This is a genomic window from Moraxella sp. 179-F 1C4 NHS (assembly GCF_045370505.1).
Classification (GTDB): Bacteria; Pseudomonadota; Gammaproteobacteria; order Pseudomonadales; family Moraxellaceae; genus Faucicola; species Faucicola tetraodonis.
The window spans coordinates 1-12,942 of record NZ_JBIQEC010000036.1 but is presented as its reverse complement, the minus strand read 5'-3'; the positions used below and the strand labels follow the sequence as shown (position 1 = coordinate 12,942).

The window sequence follows — 12,942 nt, the reverse complement described above, 5'->3', positions numbered from 1 at the left end:
AAGCCAATATCTTTTTCTGCCAGCTCATCAATGAGTTTAATCAGGTCACTGGCTAACCGCCCTAACCTATCCAAATCAAGTACAACTAGTACATCGCCTTTCCGCAAATAGTTCAGACAATCATCCAATCCTTTACGTTGGGAATTACTGCCTGATGCTTTGTCTTCAAAAATTCGCTCACAGCCGATTTCTTTTAACGCATCAACTTGACGGTCAAGGAGTTGTTTCCCTTCCGACGTTGACACTCGGGCATAACCGATTAAACTCATGGTAAAATTCTCACGATAAATAATATTTTATATATCTTATCATAATTAGATTTATTTGGCTTTATCGTGAAATGAACCTAATAAAAAAGCGCCAAATTGGCGCTTATTTACAAACTCACGAAAAACAATAGGTTTTTGCGGGATTGTTACGTAAGTAATAGACGCTTTGTTGTAACAAAATTCGACAAAATTCCTTAGCGTGCTATATGAACCAAATTCTGTGCCTACCCCTAATATCGTCACCCAATTGCCAGAGATAGATTGTGAGTTGGTGTCGATTAAAGAAAGTTTGATACCAGTACGACTTCTGGTAAATTGACCTTTCATTTATTTGCTTCCTTAGCAGAATTTGAAAGGGGGCGAATGGATGGATGACTTGAGAAATTAAAAGAGTCAGAGAAACAGATGATTCGCCAGTTGATGAGCGACCGCCAAAATTCAACAACGAATATTGCTAAGCAATTTGGGGTGAGTTGGGTAACGGTTTATAAGGTAGTGCAAGATGCCAAAAAAGGGAAATAAAAATAAAACATTTATTAAACACGCATTTTTAAATATAAAATACCTGTATTTTTATATCAATATAAGATTGTTTTATATGTTTTTTTTACGACATTTCTTTTTACCGCATTGAGTTTTTCATATTCATTTTGTCCCAAGATTTCTTGGCAACGATTTAACAGGGTTTGACGAATAAAGTTACTAACAGAAACTTCATGCTGTTCAGATAATTTACCGACCGTTGCTTCGATAATCTCCAATTCTTCAACATACAATGGCACAGAGATATTACGCCCATGTCTGGTGCGAGAGCGTTGTTTGGGCGTAAGGCTATTTGGCTCAATAACTACTTCATTTTTATTGCGAGTTATAACCTTCTCGACTGCCTTTATGGTGTCTTGCGTATCAGAATTAACATCTTGTACAAAATCTACTTGCTCACGGGCTTTTTTAAATCTATTTTCCGTCATTTATAACACCTCAATTAAAAACTCATTAAGCTCATCTTTTGCTTTGCTACTCCCCATTTCAGAAACTGAAAGACTTTCAATAATCGCATCTCGAAATTGCTTACGGTCATGAATAACTGTATTAATCAATTTTAGGATAGGAAAATCTGTCAAATACTCTTTCGCTTGGTTGACTTCGTTATTTTTTGGATTAGCAGAAGCCTTGTTAATTACAGCAAAAACCTTTAACGCAGGATTCTTTTTGGTTGCCGCTTGGGCTTTATCCGCAATATAGGGAATTACTTCCAAATCAAGCAAACTGGGTTGCGTGGGAACAATTAATTTGTCAGAAACTAATAATGCCTCTCGGAAAATCTCAGAATCCCGACCTGCGACATCAATCAAGATATAATCATATTTATCGTTGAATGGTTCTATGGTGTCCAAAAGATTGGCATGAACGGTTATGACATCTAACTTATTTTCCCGATGTTCATTCCATTGAAAAGCCGAACGTTGTTCATCCGCATCGACCAATAACAGCTTGCCTTTGTTGCTGAGCGCCACTGCCAAATTGGTGGCTAAAGTTGTTTTCCCAACACCACCCTTACGATTGGCGATAGTAAAAATTACTGCCATTTTTTAATCTCCTATTTTTAAGGTATTTTACACCAAGAAAAAGATTATAGTAAGTGAATAATTAGTCAAATATAAATATTATATAAAATAAAAATACCCGTATTTAAAGATTAAAATACAGGTATTATAAATTTTAAAATGAACTTTGACTTATTTCCCTTCAGGTACTAATTCAAAAAGTTGGCGCTTCAACTCTTCAAAATCTAGCGAATCATTACCAAAACCCTTATTCATCTGTCTTTGTACCCAAGCTCTAATAGCGGTAAAATTATCGAAATTGCTATCAACTTCTAAAAAATTTGCAAGACCAAAGCCATTTTGCACTTCTAACTCTCTGATTAATCGGTTAGATAAGCGATTAGCTTGTTGGCTGATTTGTTTTTGGGCTTTTAACATTTTGTTTAAATGTTTTGCATTGACACCTAGCATGAAAAACTCCTTATGATTTAATTCATTATTGAAAGAATATTCAAAGTTGCGACTGTCCTGCCACAAAATATGTTAAAATAATGCCAATTCATTACCTATATATAAAAATATAATTTCTACTTAAAGTAAAATATTTTCTATATATAGGACATATTACCCGAATTATTTTCTACTTGCAATAAATTTTTATCTACATATAGGAATTTTATGATAAAACTTAACTTACCCGTATTATTTGCTCAAAAAGGAATGCGAGTGAGCGATGCAGAAAAACGAACTGATTTGGCTCGCTCAACTCTATATCGACTTTATAACAATGAAGCCACTCGCATTGATTTTGATTCCATTGAAAAGCTATGTAAGCTACTTGATTGCACACCAAACGATTTGTTCATTATTTCAGAAGACCAATAAAAAAAACACTTATTGTTATTTTAATAAACATTTTTAAAATAATAAAAATAAACTTAAAATACAGGTATTTTTAGTTTATTCAATCCGTTTATTAATTTGCTTGACGGTCAAGTAACTCCTGAATTTTCTGAAAGTCATTCACTTTTTCAGGATCTTTTAGCATAGTTATCCAACTGTCGATAAGTTCTTTGTAGCCACCTCGAAAACTCGGAGACATAAATTTACTGTTGGCAGTAGTAAATTCTTCAGCGTATATGGCAATTTTATTGATTTGACTATCAGTCAAACCTTTTATCATCCAGCTAGGCCGATTTTTTTTACTAGACTGCTCTGGCATACAATGGCTTACTGTCTTTATATTCGCATCATTGGCTAATTGACGTTCTTTTAGCTCTACAGAAAATTTTAACCCTATAACAGTCCGACCCTTCTTTTCCTGTTTGAAATCTACTAACAAATCTGTCTTGTCATTAATTTCTTTAATAGAAGGCATTAAAACACGTTTTTTAAAGTCTGCCAAAATTTTATATTCGTGATCTTCAACCCCCATTTGACTGCGAAAAGTTTGTATTTCAAATAATTTAGTTTTACCAGCTACTTTCCACTGAACAAGTAATTCATACAATCGTACAGAGTACACACTTTTCAGTTGTGCAGTCTGTTCAAGATAATATTGTGTAAAAAAATCCTCAAAGCCATCAATGCGAGTAATTGCTTCTACAACCGCCTTTGTAAAACAAATATTTATAGCTCCTTGGCTATCTAAATACTCAATCTGCTGAATCCAACGGCTTTTTACAATATTACCTTCCTTATTAATAAAACTAAATCTACGATTAAAAAGTGTCTCTTCCGCTTGTTTCATTAGAATATAACCATTCTGCAAGGTCGTATTAAATATTTCAGAATAACGCTTACCATCAATTCTTAATGGTTTATCTGTGTGTAATCCTGTCCCTGTCTCTCTGGCATCGACGATGCCAAGCTGAATAATTCTAAGTTCTGGCAAGCTTAATGTTTGCAAGGCTTCATTCAAACGATTTGATTTAACGACAAGATTTTGATTAGATTTAGGCGATACTTTTTGCTTATTCTTGAGTGAAAGGTCTAATTCGTTTTGTTTAGAAGTATTTTGATTATTTTTTGGATTAGACATTTTAATTTCATCATTACTTATAATTTGAATTGTCAACATATCAAAAGTTCAATATATAGTCAAATATATTTTTGTCCACATATATGTAAATGAGTGTCCACATATATGTAAATGAGTGTCCACATATATGTAAATGAGTGTCCACATATATGTAAATGAGTGTCAACATATGAGGGCTCTAAGCCTTGCTGGGTAAGAATCACAGCAGTCTAAAAGGTATTAAAAGTAATTAAAATGTAATAAAAACCTTTTTTTCTTAAATTATATAAAAAACTACTAATAAAATAAAAAATTGTTGATATTTAATAAGTTTTTGTACCGTTTTTCTTGAACATAGTGAGTTTATAAATAAAATTTTAGTGGTATAAATAAAATATTTTAGAAATCAATAACATATGGATTAAAAAATAAATTAGTGTAAATGGTTGTCCATATATGAAATTCATTTTCTCTAACATAGTGAGGCATAAATTCATTATACTTGGTCAATTTTAGACAATGAGTTAATTTCATGAATCATGCTGTACATAACAAATTGGTCTCTTTTATTTGGTCAATTGCAGATGACTGTTTAAGAGATGTTTATGTTCGTGGTAAATATCGTGATGTAATCTTACCTATGACAGTATTACGCCGTCTTGATAGTATTCTTGAGCCTACCAAACAAGCCGTTCTTGAAGAAGTTGAATTTCAAAAAAAGGATTTAGGATTAACTGAATTTGATGATGATGGCTTACGTAAAGCATCAGGTTTTGTGTTTTACAATACTAACAAATGGACACTCAAAAAACTTAAGGAATCAGCCAGCAATAATCAGCAATTGCTACTTTCCAACTTTGAGGAATATTTAAACGGCTTTAGTGCTAACGTCAAAGACATATTAGTGCGGTTTAAATTACTTGACCAAGTTCGCCATATGGCAAATAAAAACGTTCTACTCGATGTTTTAGAGAAATTTGTTTCACCCTACCTAAATTTATCACCAATTGAGCAACGTGACCCACAAGACCAATTGCTGCCTGCTCTTAGTAATTTAGGAATGGGTTACGTTTTTGAAGAGCTGATTCGCAGATTCAATGAAGAAAATAACGAGGAAGCAGGGGAGCACTTTACCCCAAGAGAAGTCATTGAGTTAATGACGCATTTAGTATTTGACCCAATCAAAGATACACTACCTAAAACATTAACCATTTATGACCCAGCGTGTGGTAGCGGGGGTATGCTGACCGAATCTGAAAACTTCATTCACGAAAAATACCCGCTAGCCAATATGCAACGCACCATATTTTTGTATGGCAAAGAAATCAATGATGAGACTTACGCCATTTGTAAATCAGATATGATGATTAAAGGCGATAACCCAGAAAACATTCGGGTTGGCTCAACCTTATCGACCGATGAATTTACAGGAACGCAATTTGATTTTATGCTGTCCAATCCACCATATGGCAAAAGCTGGGCGGGAGAAAAGAAAAATATCTACGATACCGATGGTAAGACCGTCGCAGATAGTCGTTTTATTGTCACGCTAAATGATTACTGGGGCAATCCACACGTAGCAGATGCAACCCCACGCTCTAGTGATGGTCAGTTATTGTTTTTGATGGAAATGGTTAGCAAGATGAAATCGAGTAGGGGAGGGGAAAAAGGCTCTCGTATTGCATCAGTGCATAATGGCTCAAGTTTGTTCACAGGTGATGCTGGTAGTGGTGAAAGTAATATCCGCCGACACATTATCGAAAATGATTGGCTTGACGCAATTATCCAATTGCCGAACAATTTATTTTATAACACAGGTATCACCACTTACATTTGGCTGTTATCCAACAATAAGCCAAGCGAACGTCAAGGCAAAGTCCAACTGATTGATGCCAGTCAAATGTATCGCAAGCTCAAAAAGAACTTAGGCAGTAAAAATAGCGAATTTAGCCCACAAGATATTGCCACGATTACCCAAACTTATCTTGATATGGCAACCATTCGTGGGCAGTCGGATGCTAAAGGCGAGCCAACAGGCATTGCTAGTCAAGTATTTGCCAATCAAGATTTTGGCTATCATAAGGTCAATATCGAGCGTCCTGACCGTCGTCACGCTCAGTTTACCGCCGAGTCGATTGCCAAGTTGCGTTTTGATAATAGCCTAAGCGATGCTATGAACACGCTATATGAACAATATGGCGATGAGGTTTATCAAGCTGAGTTTTATACCAAGTACAAAAACGATTTAAAAAAATGGGCAGAAACTGAAGAGTTAAGATTAAGTTTGGCTCAACGGAAAAAAATTCTCGATATTGAGACTTGGAAAAACCAACTTACCATCATGAACCATGCTAAAACGCTTTGGGAAGCGCTAGGAGACGTTTTATACACCGACTTTAATATTTTTACCAAAAAGGTCGATAACGTGCTTAAAACGCACGATATTAAGCTTAAAGCAAATGAGCGAAAACAAATTCTTGATGCGGTCAGTTGGTATGATGAAACAGGTGAAAAAGTGATTAAGTCTATCACCACTCTAAAAGCCGATAAAATCCAAGCCTTATGCGAGCGATTTGGCTGTCAGCCTGAGCAATTAGCCGATTTTGGCTATTATTCCGCCCAAGATGTGGGTGTCGAGAATGCCAAGCCCGACCAGTATGTGATTTATGAAAACAGTAGCGAATTACGAGATAGCGAGTCAATCTCGCTCAATCAAGGTATTTACGATTACTTTTTGGCAGAAGTACGACCGCATGTGAATGAGGCATGGCTCGATATGGAAAGTATCAAGATTGGTTATGAGATTAGCTTTAACAAGTATTTTTATCAGCATAGACCGCTGAGAAACTTGGATGAAGTAGCAAATGAGCTGTTGCAACTGGATAAAGAGGCAGATGGCTTGATTCGAGATATTTTGGGCGGTTAGTGGGTCTGACTTTGCTATAATGCAAAGATATTTTTGATTTATGCTAAGGAAATTTATGCCCACCAAGTTACCGCCTAAGCCTTATAAAACGGTACAACAACAGTTAGATACCTATAAACAGCGTGGCTTAATTGTTGACGATAATAAAAAAGCATTGGGCTATCTACGAACAATTGGCTACTATCGGTTGAGCGGTTATGCGTATGTGTTTCGCCAAGTGATGCCAGACGGTACAGTCGATAATGCGTTTGAGCCAAACAGCCATTTTCAAGACATCAAAGCCTTGTATATGTTCGATAAAAAACTGCGTCAGTTGGCATTGGATGCGTTGGAGCGAATCGAAGTGGCTATGCGAGTACGAATTGCCGATAGGCTTGGCTCATTTGACCCATTAGCCCATTTAGATGAACAGTATTTTGATGATAAGGTTAGGCATGCCGATTGGGTGGCTCGTTATGAAGCGGTGATAGCTCGAGAGAAACACAGCGATTTTGTCAAACATCATCAGCAGTATTATCACGATATTCCCGTTTGGGCAGGGTGTGAGCTGTGGGATTTTGGGGCGATGTCGATTTTATATAAAATCATGCGACGGGCGGATAAAGAAGCGATTGCTAAATATTATTGCTTGCCCAGTGCCAAATTGTTAGAAACTCAATTACACGCCTTCAATTTGATTCGCAATATCTCGGCACATCATGGGCGTTTGTGGAATCGCCATGTGGTATTTAAAGCGTCGCTAAAGGGGTTGGAGCCAGAGTTTCAAAAGTTTGACCCTGCCAAGGTGTTGCTCTACTTTTGCCTAATGCAACGGATGTTAACGTTTATTTGCCCAAATTCGACTTGGGGACAGCGGTTTTTAGATACGTTGGATGAGTTTCCGCAGATGAGCAATAATAAAGTGAGTTTGGAGCAATTTGGCTTGCCAAAGTCGATGAGTTTGGCGGATTTGAAAGCGTGGCGCTTATGGCGATAGCGATTTTAAAATTTTTGGTTCGCTAGAAATAGATAGCCCCAAGACTTGTTATTCCCATAATGGGCAAGAACTTGGGGAGTTGTTGGGGCTAATTATATAGGTTTACCTATATTTTGTCAAATATGTATTAGATTTTCAATGGTTGTAAATTCAATGAGTTATGCAAAGTATGAGAGTTACAAAGACAGCGGTGTGGATTGGTTAGGGAAAATTCCAAGTGATTGGGATTTACAACCAGCTTTTAAATATATTAAGGAAAATAAAACCAAAAACACTGGCTTACTTGAAAATACAGTTCTCTCACTTAGTTATGGGAAAATTATTATTAAGCCCGAAGAAAAATTAACTGGCTTAGTTCCCGAAAGTTTTGAAACTTATCAAATTGTAGAACCAAACGATATCATTATTCGTTGTACTGATTTACAAAATGATAAAGTCAGCCTAAGAACTGGATTAGTTGAAAACAGGGGAATTATTACTAGTGCTTACTTAGGATTGAAAGTTTTCCAAAATTATAATTCCAAATTTTTGCATTATTATTTGCATAGTTTGGATATTACGAAAGCAATTTATAAATTTGGTACAGGTCTAAGGCAAAATCTCAGTTTTCTTGATTTTAAAAGATTGCCTTTAGTTGATATTTCATTAGATTTACAACAAAAAATTGCCAATTTTCTCGACCAAAAAACCGCCCAAATTGACCAAGCGATTGCCCTCAAGCAACAGCAAATTGAAAAATTAGGCGAATATAAGCAAATCGTGATTCAAAACGCCGTTACCAAAGGCTTAAACCCAAACGCAAAAATGAAAAATAGTGGCGTGGAATGGATAGGCGATATTCCGGAGCATTGGGAGGTTAAAAAGTTAAAATTTTTAGGAAAATGTATTATTGGTTTAACTTATAGTCCTAACGATATATCAGATAAAGAAAATGGTACTTTAGTTTTGCGTTCTTCAAATTTAAAAAATGGTCATTTTTATTACTCTGAAGATGCAAATGTTTATGTGCAAACAAAAATTCCTAATAAATTAATTTTGAAAAAAGATGATATTCTGATTTGTTCAAGGAATGGCAGCCGAGATTTGATTGGTAAATGTGCTATCGCAACGGAAAAAGATATTGGAAATAGTTTTGGTGCATTTACAACTGTTTTTCGCTCTGAGTTAAATCCTTACTTATATTTTATCTTTAATTCAGGCATTTTTAAGATGTTGGCAGGCTCATTTTTAACATCTACCATTAATCAATTAACAACTGGTAATTTGAACACCATGCAGATGCCTATTCCACCGAATAAAGAAAGACAGGAAATTATTTCTTATTTAACTGATTTCAATGAAAAGATAGCTAATGCAATTAAAAGTTATCAAACCCAAATCCACCGTCTAAAAGAATACAAAAACATCCTAATCAACCAAGCCGTCACAGGCAAAATAAAAATCTAACGAGCCACCCATGCAGAAACTTACCAGCTTTAGCGAAAAAGAACTTGAAGACCACATCGTCTCCGCCCTAACCGCTAACGGCTATCAACAAGGCAACCCTGCCGACTTTGACAAAATCCAAGCCATCGACAGCCACTATTTTTGGCAATTTCTGCATAATAGCCAACAAACCGCCCTAGACACCATCGCCAAACACAACCCAGACTGGCAAAAAACCATCATCCACCGTCTAAACAACACCATCAAAAAATACGGTATACTGCACCTACTCAAAAAAGGCTTGGACGTGGACAACGCCACCTTAACTTTTCTTTACCCACAGCCGCTAGCAAGCTCTAGCCAAATCGCCCGTGACAACTACCAACGCAATATTTTTAGCGTTACGCGCCAAGTGCGATACAGCCAACATAATGGCAACTCGGTCGATTTGGTCATCTTTCTAAACGGTCTAGCTATCATCACGTTAGAACTTAAAAGCACCCATAAAAACCAAACCGCCCGTTTTAACGCCATTGAACAATACAAAAAAAATAGAAGCCCCGATGACCCGTTATTTAACTTTGCCCGTGCCATTGTCCACTTTACCCTAGACAACCAAGAAGCCTACATGACCACACGGCTAAACGGGCCAAACACCTTCTTTTTACCGTTCAATAAAGGCAACCACGGCAACGCAGGTAACCCACCCAATCCCAACAGCTTTAACACCGAATACCTTTGGAACGAAGTGTTACAGCCTGACAGCTTAGTTAATCTCATCAGCCATTTTGTGCGATTAGGCTGTGATAATCCCGATATCAAAAAGCCCAATCTTGGCGACATGACCCTGTATTTCCCCCGCTACCATCAAATGAGCGTGGTAAGGCGATTGGTGCAAGACGTCGCTGACAATGGCGTTGGCAAACGCTATCTGATTCAGCATTCCGCAGGGTCGGGCAAGTCCAACTCCATCACATGGCTTGCCTATCAGCTTATCGAAGCCTATCCGCACAGCGAACAAGCAAAAGGGGCGAAAGGGCTAGAACACCCGTTATATGATTCGGTGATTGTAGTGACTGACCGCAAAATTTTGGACAAACAACTAAAAGACAATATCAAGCAGTTTAGCGAAGTCAAAGGCATTATCGCCCATGCCGAATGCTCAAAAGACCTACGCAACGCCCTAGAAAACGGCAAAAAAATCATCATCACCACTATTCAAAAATTCCCCTTTATCCTAAACGATATTGGCGAAATGGCGGACAAGAACTTTGCTATTATCATCGACGAAGCCCACAGTTCACAAAGCGGAATGGCTCACGATGGCATGAATACCGCTTTGGGTATTGATACCGATAACGAAAAAGACGGTGATATTGACGATAACCAAGACCGCATTATAAAGGCAATGGAATCACGCAAAATGCGGGGCAATGGCAGCTATTTTGCTTTCACGGCTACCCCAAAAGACAGCACCCTAGAAAAATTTGGCGAAAAACAAGCCGACGGTCGCTTTACTCCCTTTGACCTGTACTCCATGAAGCAAGCCATTGAAGAAGGCTTTATTCTGGATGTGGTACGGAATTACACCACCTTCAAATCTTACTACGAGATTCAAAAATCGGTCGAAAACGACCCAGCATTTGATTCTAACAAGGCACAAAAAGCCCTGAAAGCCTATGTCGAACGCCAACAGCAAACCATCGATGTCAAAGCTGAAATCATGCTTGATCACTTTATCAGCAATATTTTTGCCAAAAAACGCCTAAAAGGTCATGCCAAAGCCATGATAGTCACACAAAATATCGAAATGGCAATCCGTTATTACCAGGCAATTAACCGTTTGCTAGAGCAAAAAGGCAATCCCTTTAAAGCCATGATAGCCTTTAGTGGTGAAAAAATCGTGGACGGCATTGGCTACACCGAAAGCCAAATCAACGGCTTTGAAGATAGCAAAACCAAAGAAAAATTTGATAGCGATGACTACCGAATTTTGGTCGTTGCGAATAAATATCTGACAGGCTTTGACCAACCCAAACTCACCGCCATGTATGTCGATAAAAAATTGCGAGATGTACTGGCAGTGCAAACCCTGTCAAGGCTCAATCGCTCGGCGAATAAGTACGACAAAAAAACCGAAGATTTGTTTGTGTTGGACTTTTTTAATGAACTAAAACATATCAAATCCGCATTTGATAAATACTTTACCGTCACCACCCTAAGCCAAGCGACCGATATCAATATACTTAGCGATATCAAAACTGAGCTGGATGCGGTAGGCGTTTATGAACCCCATGAAGTCATTGACTATGCCGAAGCCTATTTTGGCGGTGCCAGTATGGAAATCTTGCAAGGCAAAATCAATATTTTGGCAGAACGCTTTAACCACGAGTTGGAACTTAGCGATGACGCAAAAATCGAATTTAAAATGCAAGCCAAACAATTTGTCAAACTCTATAGCCGTCTAGCATCGATTATGCCGTTTAACAAAATCGAATGGGAGCGATTATTTTGGTTATTAAAAACGTTGATTCCTGAGCTTAACATTCGCACCCAGGAAGACGATGACATCGATGACTTATTAGAATCGATTGATTTAAATACTTATGCGATTGAAAGAACGGCTTTAGGTTCAAAGATAACATTAGACGAAAAAGAAGCGGTTATCGACCCGAGCAACCCTAATGTGATTGGCGTACATACTGAAGCAAAAACCAACAACTTAGATAAAATCATCGCAGATTTTAATGAGCGATGGTTTAAAAGTTGGCATATTACGCCAGAAGAACAACGAATGAAATTTATCAACTTAGCACAACGAATTTATGACCATCCTGACTTTCAACAGAAGTATCTGACCACGAAAGATGAACAACATCGCAACCTAGAATTTGAAAAATTAGTCAAAGATATCATCGTCGAAGACCGAAAAAAAGAAATCGATTTTTACAAACTTTTCATCCAAGACGAAGCATTTCAACTGGCATTTTTAAGTAACCTACGACAAGTGATTGATAAAAAATCACTCACCAGCTCAACACGATAAATAACACAAAAATTTTCTAAACACAAAAAAGATTTGAAACATTCACAACTCAAATCTTTTTAAACCTCAACAACATCACGATAAATTAAAATTATCACTTATCGGTGAAACTAAATTTGACGGATTGACACTAAGATGATTAATCTCATTAACCTTTGGTTCTATAACTTGATCAATTGGTACAGCTGAATTAACTAAAAAATTCTTCAGCCAATCCTTATCCTTCTCATTTAAATTGTTATCAGTCAACAACATAGATAAAAAATCAGACAAAGTAATCGTAGCTTTCTGATTCGGTAACTTTTTTAACGACTCAATCGTCACTAACCCAAAACGTTTATAGCGACTCTCTATAATTTCCTTTTTTTCATATGCATGCAATTTTAAAGCCTCTTTTGCTTTTCTCTTTTTCTCACGAATAGTGATCTTAGACTTTTCAAACTCTAGCAATAACTTTAATTTTTTAACATCCACATCAGATAACACAGATTTTTGAGAAAGCGTTAATATCAACTGCTGCTCATCACTAAGTTTTTTAGACTTAGCAACTTTTTCCTCAAAATCCTTTAGTAATTTCATTAATAAATTATTTTCTAACTTAGTAAGTTCTACTCTCATAAATCACCCATATAGTTATAGATATTATTAATAATAACTATAATACTCCCCGAAAACTAGACCAAAAAATTGCAGCAAATAAGATAGAATAGCCCTTAAGAAAAGAGGTCTATCT

12 protein-coding genes are annotated in these 12,942 nt (G+C 36.8%); 5 read left to right on the top strand and 7 right to left on the bottom strand.

Annotation, left to right across the window (positions count from 1 at the left end):
• The 5 genes from ACH0AB_RS11180 to ACH0AB_RS11160 all read right to left on the bottom strand — a co-directional run.
• On the bottom strand, window positions 1-269 hold a 269-nt coding region (locus ACH0AB_RS11180; protein ID WP_406878199.1), incomplete at its 3' end, for a recombinase family protein.
• Window positions 270-320: 51 nt separating this feature from the next.
• On the bottom strand, window positions 321-596 hold the full coding sequence (locus tag ACH0AB_RS11175; protein WP_406878198.1) for a hypothetical protein: 276 nt from the start codon (window positions 594-596) through the stop codon (window positions 321-323).
• 251 nt (window positions 597-847) lie between these two features.
• On the bottom strand, window positions 848-1,240 hold the full coding sequence (locus ACH0AB_RS11170; protein WP_406878197.1) for a hypothetical protein: 393 nt from the start codon (window positions 1,238-1,240) through the stop codon (window positions 848-850).
• Window positions 1,241-1,858: an AAA family ATPase gene (locus ACH0AB_RS11165; RefSeq protein WP_406878196.1), complete on the bottom strand. Its 618-nt coding sequence runs from the start codon at window positions 1,856-1,858 to the stop codon at window positions 1,241-1,243. It lies immediately after the preceding gene.
• 150 nt (window positions 1,859-2,008) lie between these two features.
• Entirely contained in the window at window positions 2,009-2,287 is a 279-nt protein-coding gene (locus ACH0AB_RS11160; RefSeq protein ID WP_406878195.1) for a hypothetical protein, read from the bottom strand.
• A 207-nt stretch (window positions 2,288-2,494) separates the two neighbouring features.
• On the opposite strand from ACH0AB_RS11160, the gene ACH0AB_RS11155 reads away from it, so the two are divergent.
• Window positions 2,495-2,701: a helix-turn-helix domain-containing protein gene (locus ACH0AB_RS11155; RefSeq protein WP_065254059.1), complete on the top strand. Its 207-nt coding sequence runs from the start codon at window positions 2,495-2,497 to the stop codon at window positions 2,699-2,701.
• 91 nt (window positions 2,702-2,792) lie between these two features.
• Here ACH0AB_RS11155 and repM read toward each other — a convergent pair whose 3' ends face one another.
• Window positions 2,793-3,896 (bottom strand): replication initiation protein RepM, encoded by a 1,104-nt coding sequence (gene repM, locus ACH0AB_RS11150; RefSeq protein WP_406878194.1) that lies wholly within the window; start codon window positions 3,894-3,896, stop codon window positions 2,793-2,795.
• Between the two features lie 472 nt (window positions 3,897-4,368).
• On the opposite strand from repM, the gene ACH0AB_RS11145 reads away from it, so the two are divergent.
• The 4 genes from ACH0AB_RS11145 (at window position 4,369) to ACH0AB_RS11130 (ending at window position 12,209) form a co-directional block, all read left to right on the top strand.
• Window positions 4,369-6,762: a type I restriction-modification system subunit M gene (locus tag ACH0AB_RS11145; RefSeq protein ID WP_406878193.1), complete on the top strand. Its 2,394-nt coding sequence runs from the start codon at window positions 4,369-4,371 to the stop codon at window positions 6,760-6,762.
• Window positions 6,763-6,817: 55 nt separating this feature from the next.
• Complete coding sequence (locus ACH0AB_RS11140) at window positions 6,818-7,738, top strand: Abi family protein (RefSeq protein ID WP_406878192.1); 921 nt, start codon at window positions 6,818-6,820, stop codon at window positions 7,736-7,738.
• Window positions 7,739-7,891: 153 nt separating this feature from the next.
• Window positions 7,892-9,184 carry a restriction endonuclease subunit S gene (locus ACH0AB_RS11135; RefSeq protein ID WP_406878191.1) on the top strand — a complete coding sequence of 431 codons (1,293 nt, stop codon included), beginning with the start codon at window positions 7,892-7,894 and terminating at the stop codon, window positions 9,182-9,184.
• 10 nt (window positions 9,185-9,194) lie between these two features.
• Window positions 9,195-12,209 (top strand): type I restriction endonuclease subunit R, encoded by a 3,015-nt coding sequence (locus ACH0AB_RS11130; RefSeq protein WP_406878190.1) that lies wholly within the window; start codon window positions 9,195-9,197, stop codon window positions 12,207-12,209.
• Window positions 12,210-12,284: 75 nt separating this feature from the next.
• Here the strand turns inward: ACH0AB_RS11130 and ACH0AB_RS11125 are convergent, their stop codons facing one another.
• Entirely contained in the window at window positions 12,285-12,827 is a 543-nt protein-coding gene (locus ACH0AB_RS11125; RefSeq protein ID WP_406878189.1) for a hypothetical protein, read from the bottom strand.
• Window positions 12,828-12,942: the final 115 nt, after the last annotated feature.